Source organism: Sphingomonas sp. R647, assembly GCF_020177055.1.
Classification (GTDB): domain Bacteria; phylum Pseudomonadota; class Alphaproteobacteria; order Sphingomonadales; family Sphingomonadaceae; genus Sphingomonas.
In genome coordinates, this window is sequence record NZ_JAIQXT010000003.1 from 569,893 (window position 1) to 589,959 (window position 20,067).

21 protein-coding genes are annotated in these 20,067 nt (G+C 65.5%); 10 read left to right on the plus strand and 11 right to left on the minus strand.

The genetic code is table 11. The annotated features are described in order from the left end of the window. Positions 1–11: 11 nt before the first annotated feature. Together K9B35_RS09820 and K9B35_RS09825 are read right to left on the minus strand one after the other, a co-directional pair. Positions 12–1,205 (minus strand): mechanosensitive ion channel family protein, encoded by a 1,194-nt coding sequence (locus K9B35_RS09820; protein WP_224921642.1) that lies wholly within the window; start codon positions 1,203–1,205, stop codon positions 12–14. 17 nt (positions 1,206–1,222) lie between these two features. Continuing rightward, on the minus strand, positions 1,223–2,230 hold the full coding sequence (locus tag K9B35_RS09825) for a DNA topoisomerase IB (protein WP_224921709.1): 1,008 nt from the start codon (positions 2,228–2,230) through the stop codon (positions 1,223–1,225). A gap of 102 nt (positions 2,231–2,332) precedes the next feature. Here K9B35_RS09825 and K9B35_RS09830 point away from each other — a divergent pair, with 102 nt between their 5' ends. Both K9B35_RS09830 and K9B35_RS09835 read left to right on the plus strand, forming a co-directional pair. Next, positions 2,333–2,884 (plus strand): type 1 glutamine amidotransferase domain-containing protein, encoded by a 552-nt coding sequence (locus K9B35_RS09830; protein WP_224921643.1) that lies wholly within the window; start codon positions 2,333–2,335, stop codon positions 2,882–2,884. An 84-nt stretch (positions 2,885–2,968) separates the two neighbouring features. Continuing rightward, positions 2,969–3,901 (plus strand): right-handed parallel beta-helix repeat-containing protein, encoded by a 933-nt coding sequence (locus K9B35_RS09835; protein WP_224921644.1) that lies wholly within the window; start codon positions 2,969–2,971, stop codon positions 3,899–3,901. Between the two features lie 6 nt (positions 3,902–3,907). On the opposite strand, the gene K9B35_RS09840 is transcribed toward K9B35_RS09835, so the two are convergent. From K9B35_RS09840 to acnA, 3 genes are read right to left on the minus strand one after another with little or no spacing between them, the layout of a single operon-like run. After that, positions 3,908–4,267 (minus strand): hypothetical protein, encoded by a 360-nt coding sequence (locus tag K9B35_RS09840; protein WP_224921645.1) that lies wholly within the window; start codon positions 4,265–4,267, stop codon positions 3,908–3,910. After that, on the minus strand, positions 4,264–4,623 hold the full coding sequence (locus K9B35_RS09845) for a hypothetical protein (protein WP_224921646.1): 360 nt from the start codon (positions 4,621–4,623) through the stop codon (positions 4,264–4,266). The genes K9B35_RS09840 and K9B35_RS09845 overlap by 4 nt, the downstream gene beginning before the upstream one ends. 5 nt (positions 4,624–4,628) lie before the next feature. After that, positions 4,629–7,301, minus strand: a complete 2,673-nt coding sequence (gene acnA / locus K9B35_RS09850; RefSeq protein WP_224921647.1) for an aconitate hydratase AcnA — start codon at positions 7,299–7,301, stop codon at positions 4,629–4,631. 407 nt (positions 7,302–7,708) lie between these two features. Between acnA and K9B35_RS09855 the strand changes: the two genes are divergently transcribed. The 6 genes from K9B35_RS09855 to purT all read left to right on the plus strand — a co-directional run bounded on the left by K9B35_RS09855 (position 7,709) and on the right by purT (position 12,307). Beyond that, on the plus strand, positions 7,709–8,014 hold the full coding sequence (locus K9B35_RS09855) for a DUF1778 domain-containing protein (protein ID WP_224921648.1): 306 nt from the start codon (positions 7,709–7,711) through the stop codon (positions 8,012–8,014). Positions 8,015–8,050: 36 nt separating this feature from the next. Beyond that, positions 8,051–8,521 carry a GNAT family N-acetyltransferase gene (locus tag K9B35_RS09860; RefSeq protein WP_224921649.1) on the plus strand — a complete coding sequence of 157 codons (471 nt, stop codon included), beginning with the start codon at positions 8,051–8,053 and terminating at the stop codon, positions 8,519–8,521. A 31-nt stretch (positions 8,522–8,552) separates the two neighbouring features. Continuing rightward, entirely contained in the window at positions 8,553–9,149 is a 597-nt protein-coding gene (locus tag K9B35_RS09865) for a hypothetical protein (RefSeq protein ID WP_224921650.1), read from the plus strand. Next, entirely contained in the window at positions 9,149–10,045 is an 897-nt protein-coding gene (locus tag K9B35_RS09870) for a hypothetical protein (RefSeq protein ID WP_224921651.1), read from the plus strand. Before K9B35_RS09865 ends, K9B35_RS09870 begins: the two co-directional genes overlap by 1 nt. Positions 10,046–10,124: 79 nt before the next feature. Beyond that, complete coding sequence (locus tag K9B35_RS09875; protein WP_224921652.1) at positions 10,125–10,886, plus strand: hypothetical protein; 762 nt, start codon at positions 10,125–10,127, stop codon at positions 10,884–10,886. 254 nt (positions 10,887–11,140) lie between these two features. Further along, complete coding sequence (purT, locus tag K9B35_RS09880) at positions 11,141–12,307, plus strand: formate-dependent phosphoribosylglycinamide formyltransferase (RefSeq protein ID WP_224921653.1); 1,167 nt, start codon at positions 11,141–11,143, stop codon at positions 12,305–12,307. Here purT and K9B35_RS09885 read toward each other — a convergent pair. The 5 genes from K9B35_RS09885 to K9B35_RS09905 form a co-directional block, all read right to left on the minus strand. Beyond that, a complete protein-coding gene (locus K9B35_RS09885) occupies positions 12,304–12,807 on the minus strand; it encodes a hypothetical protein (RefSeq protein WP_224921654.1) in 504 nt (167 codons plus the stop codon). The genes purT and K9B35_RS09885 overlap by 4 nt on opposite strands. Positions 12,808–12,815: 8 nt before the next feature. Then, complete coding sequence (locus K9B35_RS09890) at positions 12,816–13,208, minus strand: hypothetical protein (protein WP_224921655.1); 393 nt, start codon at positions 13,206–13,208, stop codon at positions 12,816–12,818. Between the two features lie 95 nt (positions 13,209–13,303). Next, positions 13,304–14,224: a DMT family transporter gene (locus K9B35_RS09895; RefSeq protein ID WP_224921656.1), complete on the minus strand. Its 921-nt coding sequence runs from the start codon at positions 14,222–14,224 to the stop codon at positions 13,304–13,306. 133 nt (positions 14,225–14,357) lie between these two features. Continuing rightward, complete coding sequence (locus K9B35_RS09900) at positions 14,358–14,651, minus strand: GIY-YIG nuclease family protein (RefSeq protein ID WP_224921657.1); 294 nt, start codon at positions 14,649–14,651, stop codon at positions 14,358–14,360. A 173-nt stretch (positions 14,652–14,824) separates the two neighbouring features. After that, entirely contained in the window at positions 14,825–16,339 is a 1,515-nt protein-coding gene (locus tag K9B35_RS09905) for a fumarate hydratase (protein WP_224921658.1), read from the minus strand. Positions 16,340–16,413: 74 nt separating this feature from the next. Between K9B35_RS09905 and K9B35_RS09910 the strand changes: the two genes are divergently transcribed. Next, positions 16,414–16,806 carry a hypothetical protein gene (locus tag K9B35_RS09910; protein WP_224921659.1) on the plus strand — a complete coding sequence of 131 codons (393 nt, stop codon included), beginning with the start codon at positions 16,414–16,416 and terminating at the stop codon, positions 16,804–16,806. Positions 16,807–16,877: 71 nt separating this feature from the next. Beyond that, complete coding sequence (locus tag K9B35_RS09915; protein ID WP_224921660.1) at positions 16,878–18,938, plus strand: TonB-dependent receptor family protein; 2,061 nt, start codon at positions 16,878–16,880, stop codon at positions 18,936–18,938. Here the strand turns inward: K9B35_RS09915 and K9B35_RS09920 are convergent. After that, complete coding sequence (locus K9B35_RS09920; protein WP_224921661.1) at positions 18,935–19,963, minus strand: hypothetical protein; 1,029 nt, start codon at positions 19,961–19,963, stop codon at positions 18,935–18,937. The genes K9B35_RS09915 and K9B35_RS09920 overlap by 4 nt on opposite strands. Between the last annotated feature and the right edge of the window lie 104 nt (positions 19,964–20,067).

The window sequence follows — 20,067 nt, forward strand, 5'->3', positions numbered from 1 at the left end:
AGCGCGGCGAATCAGCGTTCGCCGTCCTCCTTGTCCACGCGTCGCACCGGCTGCACGTCGGGATAGGGCATGATCAGCTTGCCGCTGGGGTCCGCGGTGTAGGCGGTCTGGGTGGGGTAGGGGATCGAGATGCCTTCTGCGGCGAAGCGACGCAGGATGCCGATGATGACCTTGTCTCGCACCTTGTGTGCGGTCGGCCAGTCGTCGCCGGGAATGTCGAACCACAGGAAGAAGTCGACCGAGCTGGCGCCCAGACCCTCGAAGCTGGCACGCGCGATCGTGCCGCCTGCCTCTTCAACGATGCCGGTGAGCATGGCCGGAAGCGCCTCGAGCTGTTCGGGCGGGGTTTCATAGGCAACGCCGATCGGCAGCTTGACGCGGACATGCTCGCGGTTGGAGATGTTCTGGATCTCCTTGTCGAGCAGCTGCTTGTTGGCGATGATCCGCACTTCGCCGTCGAACGAGCGCACGCGGGTCGATTTAAGGCCGATCTCTTCGACCACGCCGACGGTCTGGTCGTAGGTTACCTTGTCGCCCCGGCGGAATGGCTTGTCGAAGATGATCGCAAGCGCGGCAAACAGGTCGGCGAAGATGCCCTGCGCCGCAAGACCGATGGCGATGCCGCCGACGCCAAGACCTGCGACCAGGCCGGTGACATTGACGCCGAGATTGTCGAGCACCACCACCAGGGCGATCGCGAACAGCGCGACGGTGACCAGCAGGCGGATCAGGCCGAGCGCGGAGAGCAGCGCCTCACCATGGTAGTTCTCGGCCGCCGTCTTGCGCTCGATCGCGCCGAGAATGACCTCGCGCGCCCAGATCGCCGCCTGGAACACCGCGGCAAGGGTGAACAGGAAGTCGATCGTCTTGGCGAGCATCTCCGGAGGCATGGCATAGCCGGACACCAGCTTGGCCGAGGTCATGATGATGAAGAAGTTGCCGGTCCGCGACACCGCGCGGCCGATGATCGTGCCCCAGCCGGCCGGGCCGACTGAACGATCGCACAGCTTCATCCCCCAGCGCCGCAATCCGTGCAGCGCGAAGAAGATGCCTGCGGCGATGGCCGCGGCGATCAGGATCTGGAGCCAGTGGGTCTGGAACCACCATATGGCGTCGGTAAAGAAGGCGCGGGTCTGTGCCTCCAGCGCATCGCTGGTGTTGGAGGCGGCGTCCTGCGCAGCGGCAGTCGTGTTGGCAACGGTCATGTGTGGAGTCTTGTCCTTCAGGCGGCTTTGGCGGTAATCCCGCCAGTCTCGAGAAAGGCGATCAGCCCCCGCTCGGCGCGGGACAGGTAGCGCGTGGTGCGCGGGAGCGCGAGGGCGTCGCGGAATGCGACCTGAGCGTCGCGGTCGCGGGCGAGTTCGATCAGATCGGGGTGGACATAGGATTTGCGCGCGATCGCCGGGGTATTGCCCAGCGCTGCGGTCACCGGCTCCAGCAATGTCTTCAGCCCGACATGGGTATCAGCAGTAGCGAGCGTGTCGAACGCGATCACGCTCGCGCCCCAGGTGCGGAAATGCTTGGCGGTGAAATCGTCCCCCATCGCGTCGCGGATATAGGCGTTGACGTCGCTGGACGTGACGGGATGCGCCACACCGGCATCGTCGAGCCAGCCGAACAGATGCTGACCGGGCAGGTCCTGGCACTTTTTGACGAAGCCGATCAGGCTGCCGTCGGTAATCCGCAGCACGCGGGTCCGGCCGGATTTGGCGCGATATTGCAGCTTGAGGCTGCGCCCCTCCAGTTTGGCGTGGCGGCGGCGCAGTGTCGTCGCGCCGAAGCTCTTGTTCGCCTTGGCATAGCCCTCATTCCCGACGCGGACATGGCCAAGGTCGAGCAGGCGGACGACGGCGGCGACCGCGCGGTCACGGGTCAGGGCGCGCTTGCGCAGATCCACCTCGATCTTGGCGCGCAGGCGGGAAAGGCGTTGGCCGAAGCTGGCGCAGCGGTCGTACTTCGCCGCCTCCTGCGCGGCGCGGAAATCGGGGTGGTAGCGATATTGCTTGCGGCCGCGGGCATCGATCCCGGTCGCCTGCAAATGGCCGTCAGCGTGCGGGCAATACCATGCGTCGATATAGGCCGGGGGCAGGGCGATGGCGTTCAGCCGGTCGATCTCGTCGCGATTGGTGATGCGCTTGCCGTCCGCATCCCAATAGCCCCATCCCCCGCGCACCGCCCGTCGGGTGATGCCGGGTGTTCCATCGTCGCAATATCGCAATTTGCCGCTCATTTCGCCCTCGTCATGGCGGATCAATGCGCATCCCGCCGCATCGTTCCGGAACCGCGTCGCACCTGACCTGTTGAGGGGGCAACCCCATGAGGAGATAGAATGATGACCGAGCTTTCCCAGGCACGCGTGCTGATGATCGCAACCGACGGGTTCGAGGATTCCGAACTGATGAAGCCGCGCCAGGCACTGCTCGACGCGGGCGTTCAGGTGACGCTGGCGTCGCTGAAGATGGACCCGATCACGGGCGAGAGTGGTGGAGAGAAGGGCGAGAGCATCACGCCCGACACGCTGGTCACCGACGTGGATAGCGAGGATTTCGACGCGCTGGTGCTGCCGGGCGGCGTCCACAATCCCGACACGCTGCGAATGGACGACACCACCATCGGCCTGATCCAGGAGTTCTTCGATGATGGGAAGACCGTCGCCGCGATCTGCCACGCCCCATGGCTGCTGATCGAAGCCGATATCGTGGACGGCAAGCGCGCGACGAGCTGGCCGAGCCTGCGCACTGATCTGGAAAATGCCGGTGCGACGGTGGTGGATGAAGAGGTCGTCGTGGACGGCAATCTGATCACCAGCCGCAATCCCGACGACATCCCGGCGTTCATCAATGCGATCAAGGCGGCGTTGACCAAAGAGACTGCGGACGCCTGAACCGATCAAGCCCCTCCCGAGCATGGGAGGGGCTTTTTAACGTTCGACGCGCATATCTTCCGGCACATCGCCGGAGTCCTTCCCATGCGCCTTTTCGCCCTCGCCGCTGCCTTGCTCTCCACCACCGCCCCGGCGCTGCCGCAGGGGCAAGATGCGCCATTTAAGATCGAAGAGACCGGCCAGTCCTTCTCGAGCCTGCAGGAAGCGGTGACGGCGATCGGCGAACGCCGCGGCACCATCCGTATCGCGCCGGGCCGCTATGGCGAGTGCGCGGTGCAGGAGGCGGGCGACATCACCTATGTCGCACAGGTGCCCGGCAAATCGGTGTTCGACCGGGCAATCTGTGAGGGCAAGGCGACGCTCGTCTTGCGCGGGCGCGGCGCGAAGGTGGACGGCATCGTGTTCATGCGCACGCTGGTCGAGGATGGGAATGGCGCCGGCATTCGGCTGGAGACGGGCAACCTCCACGTCACCAACGCGATGTTTATTGACGGCCAGTGCGGCATCCTGACCGCCAGCGATCCGCGCGGGAGCATCGTTGTCGAGCGTTCGACCTTCGCGGGTCTGGGCAAGGATCCGACCGGCAATGGCGCGCATGCGATCTATGTCGGCAATTATGGGAGCCTGAAGGTCGTTGAATCGCGGTTCGAGCGCGGCACTGGCGGGCATTATGTGAAGGTGCGGGCGCCAAGGGTCGAAATCCTCAACTCCAGCTTCGACGACAGCCTTGGCCGCAACACCAATTACGCGATCGACCTGTCGAACGGCGCATCGGGCCGCATCGCAGGCAATGCGTTCGAGCAGGGGCCGGCGAAGGACAACTACGGCACCATGATCGCGGTTGCGCCCGAGGGCGTAAAGCACAGTTCCGCCGGGCTGGTGATCGAGGGCAACAAGGCGTGGCTGTCGCCCGGGTTCAAGGAATCGACGACGTTCGTGGGGAACTGGTCGCGGGATGCCGTGACGGTGCGCAACAATGATCTGGCGGATCGGATTGCGGTGATGGCGCGACGTTAGGTCAGTTTAGCGGCCGCAGACCATCCGGAACGCGGGGTCCTTTGCGGGGTTCGGGATTTTCTGACGCGGGCGTTTCGCGACCGGGAAGACGCGTTCACGCACGAGCTTGCCGCGCGCGAGCAGGCGCTGGCCGCGCAGTTCGGTGACCCCAGCGGCGCAGTCCATGGCGACGGTGCCGATGATCGTCCCTTCCATGCCGAGCGCAGTGGTGCGGGTCCGGAAGACGCGCCATTTCCCCTCACGCTTGATCCCCGCGGTATCGATCGACAGCGAGGCATTGGCGGCGCCGGGGACCGGCTTCCACGTCTGCGCGTCGGCGGGCAGGGCGAAGGCGATGACGCCAAGGGCCATGGCAGCGCGAATCATTTAAGTGGCTTTCCGTCACATACGAAGTCGATCAGTTTACGCATGAACGCGTCATCGGGATCGACTGGTTCGCGGTTTTCCGGCGCTATGTCTGTCGCCTTGCCCGATTTTGCCTCGGTCAGGCGGATCATCATTGCGTGACGCGTCGTGCACGAGACCGACAGGTCGATGTAAACGTCGCTGGTCGCCGGGGTTTCGGCGGTGTCGAGCAGGCGGATCACCTTCTCTCCGCCCTCATCCCTCACGCTGGTCGGATCGACGAAGACCGGCGCCTGCCCCTTGGTCTCGAATTTGATCCATGGCGCTCCCGGATCGCGGTCGAGGCAAAGCCCGGCCGCGAACAACGGGAGCGCCATGCAGATCATGCCGCGAGCTTGCGCAGCACGTACTGGAGGATGCCGCCGTTGAGGAAATATTCCAGCTCGTTGACGGTATCGATGCGGCAGCGGGTCAGGAACGTCTCGGTGCTGCCGTCGGCGCGGGTGAGCTTGACCTCGACCTCCTGACGCGGGCGGAGGGCCGACACGCCGGTGATGGTGAAGGTCTCGTCGCCCTTGAGGCCGAGCGTTTCGCGGGTCACGCCCTCAGCGAACTGGAGCGGGAGGACGCCCATGCCGACCAGGTTCGAACGGTGGATGCGCTCGAAGCTTTCGACGATAACCGCCCGGACTCCAAGGAGATTCGTGCCCTTTGCCGCCCAGTCGCGCGACGATCCGGTGCCATATTCCTTGCCGCCGATGACGACCAGCGGGGTGCCGTCGGCCTTATGGCGCATCGCTGCGTCGTAGATCGGCATGATTTCGCCGTGATAGCTGGTCATGCCGCCTTCGACGCCGTCAAGCATCTGATTTTTAATGCGGATATTGGCGAAGGTGCCGCGCATCATGACTTCGTGGTGGCCGCGGCGGGCGCCGTAGCTGTTGAAGTCTGCGCGGGAAACCTGGTGTTCCATCAACCACTTACCGGCAGGGCTGTCGGCCTTGATCGAGCCGGCGGGGGAGATGTGGTCGGTGGTGATCGAATCGCCGAAGATCGCCAGCGGCTTGGCCTCGATGATGTCCATCACCGGCGCCGGGGTCATCGTAAGTCCCTCAAAATACGGGGGATTTGCGACGTAGGTCGAGCCGGCGCGCCAGCTGTAGGTGGCGGTGCCGGTGACGTCGATCGCCTGCCAGCGGGCGTCGCCGGTAAAGACGGTCGAATATCTTGAAACGAACATGTCGCGGCTGATCGCGCCGTCGATGACCGAGCGGATTTCGTCATTCGAAGGCCAGATGTCCTTCAAATACACGGGCGCGCCGTCCGAGCCCGTTCCGATCGGGGTGGTGATGAAATCCTGAACCACGGTGCCCTTGAGCGCATAGGCGACGACCAGCGGCGGCGAGGCGAGGAAGTTGGCGCGGACATCGGCCGACACGCGGCCTTCGAAGTTGCGGTTGCCCGACAGGACCGACGCGGCGACGATGTCGTTGGCGTTGATCGCCTTGCTGATCGGCTCGGCCAAGGGACCGGAATTGCCGATGCAGGTGGTGCAGCCATAGCCGACGAGGTTGAAGCCGACCTGGTTGAGATAGGTCTGAAGCCCGGCCTTCTCCAGATAGTCGGTCACGACCTGTGACCCGGGCGCGAGCGAGGTCTTGACCCACGGCTTGGGCTTCAGGCCCTTTTCGACCGCCTTCTTGGCGACGAGGCCGGCGGCGACGAGGACGTCGGGGTTCGAGGTGTTGGTGCAGCTGGTGATCGCGGCGATGACGACGTCGCCGTCGCCGATATCGTGATCGCGGCCCTCGACCGGCACGCGGACCGGCTCATCCTTCTTGTACACCGAAACGAGGTCGGCGTTGAACACGTCGTCGACCGAGCCGAGCAGCACCTTGTCCTGCGGGCGCTTGGGGCCGGCGAGCGAGGGCTGGACGGTGTCGAGGTCGAGTTCGAGCACGTCGGTGAACACCGGCTCAAGATCAGGGTCGATCCAGAAGCCCTGTGCCTTGGCATAGGCTTCGACCAGCGCGACATTCTCGTCGCTGCGGCCGGTGAGGCGCATGTAGTCGAGCGTCTTGTCGTCGATGCCGAAGAAGCCGCAGGTCGCGCCATATTCGGGCGCCATGTTGGCGAGCGTCGCGCGGTCGGCGAGGCTGAGCGAGCCGAGGCCCGGGCCGAAATATTCGACGAAGCGGCCGACCACGCCCTTGGCGCGCAGCATCTGGGTGCAGGTCAGCACCAGATCGGTCGCGGTGATGCCTTCGCGCAGCTTGCCGGTGAATTTGAAGCCGACGACTTCGGGGATCAGCATCGACACCGGCTGACCGAGCATCGCGGCCTCCGCCTCGATCCCGCCGACGCCCCAGCCGAGCACGCCCAGGCCGTTGATCATCGTGGTGTGGCTGTCGGTGCCGACGCAGGTGTCCGGATAAGCGACCAGATCGCCATTGGCGTCGGTCGAGGACCACACCGCCTGCGCGATATTCTCAAGGTTCACCTGATGGCAGATGCCGGTGCCGGGAGGGACGACCTTGAAATTGTCGAGCGACTTGCTGCCCCACTTCAGGAAGTCGTAGCGCTCCATGTTGCGCTGATATTCCAGCTCGACATTCTCTTCGAACGCCTGCGGCGTGCCGAATTCGTCGACCATGACCGAGTGGTCGATGACGAGGTGGACGGGCACCTGAGGATTGATCTTCGACGCATCCGCGCCGAGCGCGTTCATCGCGTCGCGCATCGCGGCCAGATCGACCACGCAGGGGACGCCGGTGAAATCCTGCATCAGCACGCGCGCGGGGCGATACTGGATCTCGCGCTCGGGTGCGCGCGGGTTGTTCTGCCAGTCGACGATCGCCTGAGCGTCGTCGGTGCTGACGGTCACGCCGTCTTCGAAGCGGAGCATATTCTCCAGCAGCACCTTCATGCTGAAGGGCAGGCGGCTGACGTCGCCGAGCTTCTCGGCCGCCTTGGCAAAGCTGTAATAGGAATAGCTCTTGCCGCCGACGGTGAGCGTGTCGCGCGTCCCGAGGCTGTCCTGGCCGATGGCTGTCATGTGCGGGTCCCTTTCCCTGTTCTGTTGACGCCGGGCGTCACGGGGAGGCGGCAAAATGCCGCACGAGCGCGCCGGTGTGCGAATGCGAAGATTCGCGTGGCCGATAGCAGGGAGGGGGCGTGGGGGGAAGGGGAGGGGGTGTGGGGAGGGGTGGGGAATTTGTTGGGGGGTATAAGGGGAGCTGAGGTTTGGCATTCCTCCCCTGAGCTTGCTCAGGGGAGGGGGACCGCGCCCGAAGGGCGTGGTGGAGGGGCGGCCGCGTAGACGGCCGTGAGCAGCTCGGCAAAATTCCGCCGTCTTCGCGGCGGCCCCTCCACCATGCTTCGCATGGTCCCCCTCCCCTGCTGCGCAGGGGAGGAATTGGGTGCCGTATTGACATTGTATATACACTTTACTAGCTTTCTTGCATGACGAAGCACGCCCCCATCGACCCGCCGGGCCGCTCTGCCGAGGCCAAGGGCAGCATCAACCTGCGCATCGAGGCGCAGACGCGCGCGTTGATCGACGAGGCGGCGGCGGTGCTGGGGAAGACGCGGACCGAGTTCATGGTGGACAGCGCGCGGGCGCAGGCGATCGACGTGCTGCTGGACCAGCGGCTGTTTGCGCTGGATGCGGCGCGCTATGATGCGTTTGTCGATGCGCTCGACAATCCGCCTGCGCCGGGGCCGAAGCTGCGCGCGCTGTTGCGGCGCAAGCCGGCATGGGAAGGCTGAGCGGTCCTCGCGATGGCGTTGGCAGCTCCGGTTCCATTGAATGCGGGCCATGATCTGAGCCGGTTCGATTGCGGCGAACCCGCACTGAACGACTGGCTGCAGCACCGCGCGCTGGACAATGAGAGCCGGTTTTCGCGCAGCTATGTCGTTTGCGACGGCGATCGGGTGGTCGCCTATTTCTGTATTTCGGCGGGGTCGGTGGCGCGGGCGGCGGTGCCGGGCAAGCTGCGGCGCAATGCGCCCAATTTCGTGCCGGTGTCGGTGATTGGGCGGCTGGCGGTCGATCGCGACTATGCCGGGCGCGGGATCGGGGCGGACATGCTGGCCGACGCTCTGCGCCGGATCGCGGTGGCGTCGCAGAGCATCGGGATCGGGGCGGTGATGGTGCAGGCGAAGAGTGAGGCGGCGCGGGGGTTTTACCTGCGCTGCGCGGAGTTTCTGGAGTTTCCGGAGGAGAGTCGGACGTTGTTTCTGCCGATTGAGACTGTGGTGGGGGCGTTTGGGTGAGGTGGGCACTTGCCGGGATGGGCGGGTTGCCTTGCCTGTCGAGCTCGCGCTAGATGAAACGAGGGGGTGGTCGATGGGCGTTAGATTATCTTGTCTGTGTGTTTTATTCAGCGGATCGATTTTTCTGATTGATCCGGCGATTGCCCAGCAAGACGTCGCTATTCCAGATCCGGAGACAGTAGAAGTCCCCATTTTGGTAGGGGGACGTGATCCCAAGGTTGTTCAATCCGGATGGAAGAACTTTTATTTCTACAAGCCGGGTGTGATTTATAAAGAAGCGTATCTCGATCTATTCGAATGTTACAAATTTCTACCGGCCTATGGATACGGAAATATGCTTCCGCTCTTTGTTCACTGGAACGGCAGGCAGGGAGTGGATCGCGGGCAGTCGGCTTTTGCTGGAAGCGACAGTTTAATTGGCGGCCTTGTATCAAAGTCGCTTGATCGGCGCGCGCGGTTATCGCGGATGCGCCGATGCATGGAGCCACGCGGATATAAGCGATATCCAGTTGCGGAGGCGACATGGGAGAAGATCATTGACGGATACTCGCTGAAGTCGATCGCGATCCAAGCGAAGATCGCTGCGATGGGCGCACCAGATGCAGAGCCCCTTCCGGAGTCCAAGTGATGCGGTTTCTCACGTTGCTCTTTGCAGCATTTCTGGTCGCGCCTGTTGCAGCGGCAAAAGATCGTTCGGTTCATATGCGGCCGGTCACACCTGAGACCCTGTCCAGCGTCAGCAGCGACAAGGCGTACATCCTGTTTCGGACGCATCGTCCGAAAGGCGTGCATAGTCACGAACCCATCTTCTTGCGAGTTCCTACGGATGCAGAGGTGAGCGCGTATCTCGCAGTCAAGGAAAAGACTTTTCAGGATTGGAAGCCGAAGTGGGTCGAGAATTACAACAAAGCCAAATTGAAGGGCGAGAAAGATCGGGAATCGAGCTTTTCCGGGGTCTGGGCTAAGCCGACGATCGAGAATCTATTTCTGTATTGGCTCGACGGTTCGAATGTGGAGCATATTCCGCACAAAAACTTGATCGCGCAGGATGGGGTTGATCGGACATATCTGGTCGAGGTTCCGGCCGCCCAGTACGTGTTGTACGGTGTGACGTTGGGCGCTGGTTTCGAATCCGGTCTGCATGTTTGCTTCTGTCTGGGAACGGTGGGGTTTGAAGCAAAGGCAGGCGAGATTGTCGATCTGGGCTTTCTGCTCTTCGATCAGGCCAAGACCAAGTCGGTCATTCCTGAATTGGCGAGTGAAACCGGATTCGGGCCGAGCAGTGATGGCTTTTTGTATCTCGCGGCTGGCACTGTGCGTCCAGTGCGGACCGGCGACAGCGTTCCCGCTGGACTAAGCGGGAGGAAAATTGTCCCCGCAGATTATCACGCCGTTGGGAAGTTCTTCCACCCCGGTGCGGGGCTTATCAACCGTCTAGTACCTGTTCCAGGTGTCCTTGGATATGACGGTGGCAGAGTGATCGATGTGAAAACCGGTAAAGTGGCAATCGATCGGATCGATTAATCTGTTCCCAAAATGTTCTTTCCTACAAGCCCCGTCGCGTATAACTGGTTTCCCCTCAACGTGACGGACGGGGTGGGGGATGATCAAGCGACCTTATATGCGGTGGACGCAGGATACCGAGACGGCGTTTTTGCTGGCGCTGCGGCAGACCGGGACGGCGCGGGCGGCGGCGGATGCTGTCGGGCGGTGTGTCGGGTCGGCCTATAAACGGCGGCAGCGGCGGGTGGACTTCAAGGCGCGCTGGGACGCGATGGTCGCCGAGTGGCAGGCGGAGTGGATTGCGCGGCGCGGCGCGCCACCTGAGGAGACCGGGCCGCGCGAACGCTGGGACGGGTGGTCGGCGGTGCGGAAGCGGGCGTTCTTGCGTGCGCTGAGCGAGACGGGCGCGATTACGGAAGCGGCGCAGCGGGTGGGGATATCGCGTAGCGCGGTGACGCGGCTGAAGATGAAGTCTCCCGACTTTGCGGCGGCGTGCGCGGCGGCGCTGGCGCGGTCGCTGCCGTGCCTCGAGCAGGTGGCGTGGGAGCGCGCGGTCGAGGGCTGGGACGAGGAGATCGTGCAGGGCGGCAAGGTGACGGGGACGCGGCGGCGCTATTCGGAGACGCTGCTGCGCACGTTGCTGGTCCGCGAACAGGCGGCGCGGCAGGCGGAGCGGGTGGTGGCGGCGAAGGCGCGGACGGTGCCGGAGTTTGCGACGCGCGACGAGACCGACACGGCGTTGCTGAAGGCGCTGGACCGGATCGCGCAGGGGCGGCGGCGTGAGGCGATCGTGCGGGCCGACGCGTGGCAGGAGTTTGAGCGCGCGGTGCTGGCGGGGGAGCGTGAGGGGCTGGTGCCGTGAGGGGGCTGCTGGGGCGACGTCTTTAAATCCTCCCCCGCAAGGGGGAGGTGGCGCCGTAGGCGACGGAGGGGGAGGACGGCTGTGAGCTTGAGCCTCTTGCCGTGTGCTTCCTCCCCCTCCGTCACGCTGCGCGTGCCACCTCCCCCTGGCGGGGGAGGATTGATGGGCCTGTTCCGTTGTCGCTCGATTGCCGTTTGCGGCTGCTTGGGGGATGTGCGAGGCGGCGGGGACACCCTTGCCGATGAGTGGATGCCATGACCTTTACCGCGAAAATCCTGTTGCTGGGCTCCGGGGAACTGGGGCGTGAGTTTGTGATCTCGGCCAAACGGCTGGGGGCGCAGGTGATTGCGTGCGACAGTTATGCGGGCGCGCCGGCGATGCAGGTGGCGGACGGGTGCGAGGTGTTTTCGATGCTCGACGGCGATGCGCTGCGCGCGGCAATCGATCGGCACGCGCCCGATTTGGTGGTGCCGGAGATCGAGGCGATCCGGACCGAAGTGCTGGCTGAGGTCGAGGCGGCGGGGGTGACGGTGGTACCTTCCGCCCGCGCGACGATGATGACGATGAACCGCGATGCGATCCGCGAAGTGGCGGCGGTGGAGCTGGGGCTGCGCACGTCGCGCTACCGCTATGCCGAGAGCCTGGAGGAGGTGCTGGCGGGGGCCGAGCACACCGGCCTGCCGTGCGTGATCAAGCCGGTCATGTCCTCTTCGGGCAAGGGGCAGACGACGGTGCGCGACGCGGGGAGCCTCGAGGCGGCGTGGGACTATGCGGTGGCGAATATGCGCGGCGACCGGCGGCGGGTGATCGTCGAGGAGTTTGTCGACTTCGATTATGAGATCACGTTGCTGACTGTGCGGACGCGCGCGGGCGTCGTGTTCTGTCCGCCGATCGGGCATCGGCAGGAGCGGGGCGACTATCAGGAAAGCTGGCAGCCGGCGGCGATGACCCCGGCGGCGATCGCGGCGGCGCAGGAGATGGCGCGGGCGGTGGTCGACGATCTGGGCGGGTACGGGCTGTTCGGGGTCGAGTTCTTTGTGAAGGGCGAGGAGGTGATCTTCAGCGAGCTGTCGCCGCGTCCGCATGACACGGGGATGGTGACGCTGATCTCGCAAAATTTGACCGAGTTCGACCTGCATGCGCGCGCGGTGCTGGGGCTGCCGGTGCCAGAGGTGGTGCTGCGCGGGGCGGCGGCTTCGGCGGTGATCCTGGCTGATCGGGACAGTGAAGGGCCGGGCTATGACGGGCTGGCCGAGGCGCTGGCGGTCGAGGGCGGGGAGGTGGACGTGCGGATCTTTGGGAAGCCGACGACGCGGCCTTATCGCCGGATGGGGGTCGCGCTGGCGCTGGCGGGGGACGTGGATAGCGCGCGGCGGGTGGCGGTTGAGGCGGCGGGGAAGGTGCGGATCGTCTATCGCTAGAGGTCGCGGCTGCTGAACGGGCGGGTGGCGAGCGTTTGGTGGAGGAAGGCGAGGATCGCGGCGCGGTCGCTGCGCGCGTGGCTGTTGCCGACCCACAGGATGAAGCCGCCGACTGCCAGCATGAAGACGGGCACGACGACGAACATCAGCGCGTGAAGTCCGACCCCCTCGGCGAACGAGGCGGCGAGCATGGTGAGGCCGATCACCAGGAACAGCGACACGAAGCCGAACCAGCAGCCGAAGAACACGAACACGCTGCGCGGCCCGCCCAGTCGCCCGCGAATGCGGGTGCCGCCGGCGTGCGGCTGCATCGTCGCGACCAGGCGGGTCTTCATGTCGTTGCGGAAATTGGGGCGGTGGACCCACAGGGTCATGTCATGCTCGGTCCCGCTGCCGAGCACGCATTGCGGGGAGTCGGGTGTCACCCCCTCCATCGCCGCCTTGAGCCGGGTGGCGGCGTTGACCGGGGCGTGGGGGCAGATGAGGTCGATCCGCTCCATGCCGATCCTCAGGGCGCGACGATGGTGAAGCCGGGGACCGGGGCAGGCTCCGCATGCTTGTGGTACATGTCGATATAGACCGACAGTGGCGCGGCGCCGGCGCATTGGACGGTGTAGAGGTCGAGGATATTGCGATAGGGGCCGATGCCGGTGCTGCCGAGCCGTTCGAACGCGGGGGCGTTACCATCGGCGCAGCGCAGGCGGGCGAGATAGGCGCGCTCGCCCTCCGGCCCCTTGGCGCGGACCGGGTTTTTCTCGCTGCCCAAGGGGTACGCCTGCGCGGTCGTGATCGCGGTGCGGAGCTTCTTGCCCTTGAGGCCGTCGAAATATTGCGCCACCGCCGGCTGGGCGCCGGTCAGGGCGAGTGCGGTGGCGGCCAGCGCGATGGTGGTGAGCTTCATCCGATCCCCCGGTGTGGTTCGGGGCGAGTGTATCGCGTGACGGCGCGATCTCAACCCGCGGGTGAGGCGATGGTCGGGCGGGTGCCCGTACGCGGCTAGAGTGTTCCCGCTAACGCCGCGACGACCCCGGCGGTGACGAGCACCAGTCCCGTGACTTCGCTGCGCGATACGCGCTCGCCGAGGTAGAAATGGCCGAAGGCGATGGTGAAGGCGACCTCGATCTGGCCGACGACGCGGACCAGGGCGACCGGGGCTGTGGCGAAGCCGGTGAACCAGCAAGCCGAGCCGAGCGCGGAGAGCAGCCCGACCTGGCCGGACACGCGCCAGCTGCGCAGCACCGGGCCGACCTGATCGCGCTCGCGCCAGACGAGGAACGCGCCCTGCATGACGGTCTGGAGCGCGACGGTGACGGCGAGGACGATCAGTGCGGCGCGGATCGGATCGCTGGTCGCGACCTGAACCGTCGCGCTGCGGATCGCGATGGCGGTGAGCGCGAAGAAGAAGCCCGAGGCGATGCCGAAGCGCGCACCGGGCTGGCCGAGCGCGCGAAGCAGTTCGCCGGGCGACATCCGCTTGCCGCCTGCTGAGAGGATCATCACGCCGACGACGCCCAGCGCGATGCCGAGCCAGCTGAGCGGCGCGAGATGCTCGCCGAGCAGGACGATCGACAGCAGCGCACCCTGCACCGCTTCGGTCTTTGAATAGGCGGTGCCGACCACGAAATTGCGCTGGTCGAACGCCATCAGCAGCAGATTGGTGGCGACGATCTGGGCGAGGCCGCCGCTGATGCAATAGGCGAGAAACCACGGGCCGAGCGTGGGGAACGCGGCGGGGAACAGGGCGAACTGATAGGCCGCCATCATCGCGAGCGCGAAGGGGAGGCCGTAGAGGTAGCGGACCAGTCCTGCCGCGTTGATCGACAGGTCACGGCTGACGCGCCGTTGGATGGCGGTGCGCCAGGGTTGGAAGATCGCTGCGAAGAGGGTGGCGGCGAGCCAGATGGGGGAGGTGATCATGGGCTGGTCATGTGGGGAGGGGGAGTCGCGTTCAACGTGGCGGCCCCGGCATTCGCCGGGGCGACGGGTGAGGGGCGACGGGGGGATTCGTCGCCCCGGCGAAGGCCGGGGCCGCCATGTTGGTCGGGAATGCCTAGCAATTCAGCGTGTGCCACAGATCGTCCCAGCTCGGGTTATGCTCGGAAATCAGGCGCAGTTTCCACGCGCGTTTCCAGTTCTTGAGGGCTTTTTCGCGGGCGATGGCGTCTTCGATGCGATCGTGATGTTCGATCAGGACGAGGCGGGTGTAGTCCCATGTCCTGGCGAATTTGGAGCCTTTGCCGTCGCGGTGGGCGGTTGCGCGGGCGGCGAGGTCTGACGTCACGCCGGTGTAGAGGACTCCGAAGGGGCGGTCGGTGACGATGTAGGTGTAGCCGCCCTTTTCCATCGCCTGGTCCCCCGCGTCGCCCCGGCGCAGGCCGGGGCCGCTATGTGGCTTGGCGGTGACCTGTCCAACGTGGCGGCCCCGGCCTTCGCCGGGGCGACGGTAGTTTGGCGGGAAGGTTTGTCGAGGGGGTTGCTCTTGCCTCTGGCGGCCCCGGCCTGCGCCGGGGCGACGGGTCAGGCTAGCAGCTTTTCCTTCGCGATCTTGTCGCGCCATACCAGCGGCGCGAGTTGGTGGACGTTGTTGCCTTCCGCATCCACCGCGACCGTCACCGGGAAGTCCTGCACCTCGAATTCGTAGATCGCTTCCATGCCTAGGTCTTCGAAGCCGACGACCTTGGAGCCCTTGATCGCGCGGGCGACGAGGTAGGCGGCGCCGCCGACGGCCATCAGATAGGCGCTCTTGGCCTCGCGGATCGCGTCGGTGGCGGCGGGGCCGCGTTCGGCCTTGCCGACCATCGCGAGCAGGCCCTGGTCGAGCATCATGCGGGTGAATTTGTCCATGCGGGTCGCGGTGGTGGGGCCGGCGGGGCCGACGACCTCTTCACCGACCGGATCGACCGGGCCGACATAATAGATGACGCGGCCCTTGAACTCGACCGGCAGGGGTTCGCCCGCCGCGAGCATGTCGGCGATGCGCTTGTGCGCGGCGTCGCGGCCGGTGAGCATCTTGCCGTTGAGGAGGAGGCGGTCGCCTTGCTTCCAGCTCTGGACGACTTCGGGCGTGAGCGCGTCGAGGTCGACGCGGATCGCGGCCTTGTCGGGGGTCCAGTTGACGTTCGGCCATTCCTCCAGCTTGGGCGCTTCGAGATAGGCGGGACCGCTGCCGTCGAGGGTGAAGTGCGCGTGGCGGGTGGCGGCGCAGTTGGGGATCATCGCGACCGGCTTGCCCGCGGCGTGGCAGGGGGCGTCCATGATCTTGACGTCGAGGATGGTGGCAAGGCCGCCAAGGCCCTGTGCGCCGATGCCGAGTGCGTTGACCTTGTCGAAAATCTCGATGCGCAGCGCTTCTAGGTCATTCTGCGGGCCGCGCTGCTTGAGGCTGGCCATGTCGATCTGTTCCATAAGCGCCTTTTTGGCTAGCAGGACGCAATGCTCCGCCGTGCCGCCGATGCCGATGCCGAGCATGCCGGGCGGGCACCAGCCGGCACCCATCTGGGGGAGCATTTCGAGTACCCAGTCGACGATCGAGTCGCTGGGGTTCATCATCTTGAACTTGGACTTGTTCTCACTCCCGCCGCCCTTGGCCGCGACGTCGATATGGATCTTGTCGCCGGCGACCATCTCGACGTGCAGCACGCAGGGGGTGTTGTCGCGGGTGTTGCGGCGGGTGAAGGCGGGGTCGGCGAGGACCGAGGCGCGCAGCTTGTTTTCGGGGTGGAGATAGGCGCGGCGGACGCCTTCATCGACCACGTCCTGAAGGCTGCGGTGGCGCTCGTCGAGTTGGCAGTCCATGCCCCATTTGACGAAGACGTTGACGATGCCGGTGTCCTGACAGATCGGGCGATGCCCCTCTGCGCACATGCGGCTGTTGGTCAGGATCTGGGCGATCGCGTCCTTGGCGGCGGGGGACTGTTCGGCCTCATAGGCGACGCCCAGCGCGCGGATATAGTCCATCGGGTGGTAGTAGCTGATGAACTGAAGCGCGTCGGCGACGCTGTCGATGAGGTCGTCGGTCTTGATCGTAGCCATTGCCTGTCCCTGTCTACTTTTGTCGGTTCCTTTAGCGGATGACAGGCGGGTTTCCAGTCGCTAACCGCGCCCTCGTGTTCCGGGGGCTGATCCTTTCGCATCGTTGGTGTGCCGCCGCGCTGATCGTGCTGGCGCTGGCGATGAAGCTCGCCGTGCCGGCGGGGTTCATGCCGGTCGAACAGGCGGGCAAGATCGTCGTGATGGTCTGTACCGGCATGGGCCAGCAGCAAGTCGAGATCGACGTGCCGGGGATGCCGGCCAAGCAAGATGGCGCGACGCGGGCGGCGGGGCAGCCGTGCGCCTTTGCCGGGCTGGGGCTGGATATGATGCCGGGCGTGGACCCGGTGCTGCTGGCCGGGGCGCTGGCGTTTATCCTGGCGCTGGGGTTTGTCGGCGTTGCGGTGGTGCGCGTCGATCGGGCGCGGCAGTTGTGGCCGCCGATGCGCGGGCCGCCGCTGATTTACTGATCTTTTCGTAACCTTACACGAACCAGCGTGCGGGACGACGATCCTGCGCGCCGATCAGGAATACCCATATCATGAAGACTGAATTTGCGGCCGCGCTGCTTGCGGCCACTTGCCTTGCGACGCCGGCGTTCGCCAATGACAGCGATCAGGTGCCGGTGATTATCGTCACCGCCAAGGCCAATCCCGAAGACCCGCCCGTCGTTGCCGAGGCGCGCGAGCGGCTGGCGCGGACGCCGGGGTCGGTGTCGGTGGTAGCCGCCGAAGCCTATGAGGATCGCTTTGCGGTCGGGACGCCGGACATTTTGCGCGACGTGCCGGGCGTGCTGGCGCAGAAGCGCTATGGCGAGGAAGGGCGGCTGTCGATCCGTGGATCGGGGCTGGACCAGAGCTTCCACCAGCGCGGCGTGCTGCTCGCGCAGGACGGCGTGCCGTTCGCCGATGCCGACGGCTTTTCGGACTTTCAGAAGATCGACCCGCTGGGGGCGCGCTTTGTCGAAGTCTATAAGGGCGGCAATGCGCTGCGCTTTGGTGGGGCGCAGCTGGGCGGGGCGATCAACTTCGTGACGCCCAACGGCAAGACCGCGCAGTCGCCGGTGCTGATCCGCGTCGAGGCCGGGACCGACGACACGGTGCGCGGCGTCGCGCAGGTTGCGGGCAAGTCGGGCGCGTTCGATTTCTATGCCGGGGTCAACGCGTTCCACACCGATGGCTATCGCGTGCAGGGCTATCAGGACCAGATCCGGGGCACGCTCAACCTTGGCTACAGCTTTGGTGACGGGAATGAGGTGCGCGCGATCCTCTATGCCGCCGATGTCTATCAGGGCGTGCCGGGGACGGTGACGCTGGATCAGGCGCTGACCAATCCGCGTGCGGCGGGGACGACGGCGGTGTCGCAGAACCAGCGGCGCAATCTGGGGACATTTCGCGGCACGCTGCAGACGCGGCTGCGGCTGACCGATGCGCTGACGTTCGAGGGCGGGGTCTATGCGACGCAGACCGACCTGTACCATCCGGTCGGCATCTTCATCATCCAGGACACCGATACGCAGGGCGCGTTCGGGCGGTTCGACTGGAAGGGTGAGCTGGGCGGCATGAAGGCCGACCTGTTCTTCGGCGCATTCTATCGCGAGGGCGGGGGCGAGCAGGATCTGTTCGTCAATGCCGCGAGCAATCAGGGGCCGCGGATCGGCGATGCGCGGCAGATGGCCAATGCACTCGACCTGTTTGCCGAGGGCCGGCTGTTCGTGACCGAGGGCCTGGCGCTGGTCGGCGGGGCGAGCTGGGGCCATGCCGGGCGCGATTATCTGAACCGGTTGAATGGGCGCACTGCGGAGCAGGACTTTGAGTGGCTCGCGCCGCGTGTGGGGCTGCTCTACGAAACCGGGGACGCGCAGGTTTATGCCAATGTCACGCGGTCGGTGGAGCCGCCGCATTTCGGGGCGCTCGCGCAGACGAACCTGCTGGGATCGGTGTTCGTGCCGCTCGACCCGCAGCGGGCGTGGACCGCGGAGATCGGGACGCGCGGGCGTAGCGGCGCGGTGGCGTGGGATGTCACCGCCTATCGCGCGTGGGTGAAGGGGGAGTTGCTGAGCTTCCTGACGTCGCCGACGATTCCCTCGACCATCTTCAATGCCGACAAGACGGTGCATCAGGGGATCGAGGCGAGCCTGGACTGGTGGATCCTCGACGGGTCGGAGGGCAAGCTGCGGCTGCGCCAGACCTATGCGTTGTCGGACTTCCGGTTCGATGGGGATGCGGTGTATGGCGACAACCGGCTGCCGATCGCACCGGTGCACAGCTATCGCGCGTCGCTGCGGTACGAGGGCGGGAGCGGGGTGTTCGTCGAGCCGAATCTCGACTGGCGGCCGCAATCGACCTGGGCGGATTATCGCAACACGCTGAAGGTGCCGGGCTATGCGTTGCTGGGCATCGGCGCCGGGTTCGAGTTGGGTGGGGTGACGTTGTTCGCCGATGCCCGCAACCTGACCGACAAACATTATGTGTCGGATCAGTCGGCGGCGATTCAGGCTTATCGTGGGACCACGCCGCCGGACCCGGCGAAGCCCGCCAGCGCGATCTTCCATCCCGGTGAGGGGCGGACGGTGATGTTCGGGCTGCGGACGCGGTTCTAACCTGCGGCGGGCGACGGGGCGGCGGGGCAACCGCCGTCCCGGACCCCACTCACGCTGCCGGTGCCGAGGATGATCTTGGCGCGGCGGGAGAAGGTGAGGGCTTGCCAGCGGCCCGCATTGCCGGTGGCGGTGCGGCTGCGCAGATAGGTCAAATGGAGCAGTTCGAACTGTTCGTCGTCGATCTGGCCGGCGTCGATCAGACAGGTCCATTGCGCCACGTTCCACGCATAGTCGCGGCTGACGCCGTCCTGGTCGACTGCTTCGCTGAGCCCCTGATACCAGGCGAGCATGGCCTTGAGTTTGGCGGCGCGTTCGCCGCTCGGCACATTGGCGAGCTTGCGGCGGAGGCGGGCGGCGTCTTCGTCGCCGGGCAGGGTCTTTTGCTGGACGCGGGTGTCGATCGCCCATTTGACCTTTCGCGCGGTGATCGGGCCGGTCGGCCAGAGGCGATAGAGTTCGGCGCGGACTTCGAGGAGCAGGGCGACATAGGTGTCGGTCTGGACCTGAAGCATCGCGTCATGGTCGAAGATGGCGGTGAGTTCGGCGATGGCGGTCGGGTTGAGTTTTCCGTCCTCGCCATGTGCGGCGAGGATGCCGTCGCGGCATTTCTGGCGGACGGGCGTTTTGAGGCAGTCCTTGGAGAAGAGGAGCTTGCCGTAGGTTGGGGCGAGGTCGTGCAACGTGCGCTTGAACCGGCGGCGGCTGTTGAAGCTGTCGCGCCAGGCGGTGAGGACGGGTTGCAGACTGCCGGTGCCGTAATTCCATTGCGACATGCCGACCGAGACCAGCATCGAATCGAAATTGCCGACCGGCATCGCCCAGCAGCCCATGGTTTCGGGGATCGATGTTTCGCGCATCCGGGCGAAGATCGCGGTGCGGTCGAGGCCGATTTGGGCGAGTTGGGTCGCTGCGTCGGGGGCGATGGTGATGTGGGGGGTGTCGGCGACTTCGCGGCAGGGGGGGCGGTTTTGGGCTGCGGCGGGGAGGGTTGCGAGCAGCGCGGCTAGGATGGCCCAGAGTTTCACGGTTCGCTTTCCTTCTCGTCGCCCCGGCCTTGAGCCGGGGCTGGGCTTATTTGCCTCGCGCGAGTTCAGAAGAAGCCCTGGCCCGGGTCAAGCCCGGGCAGACG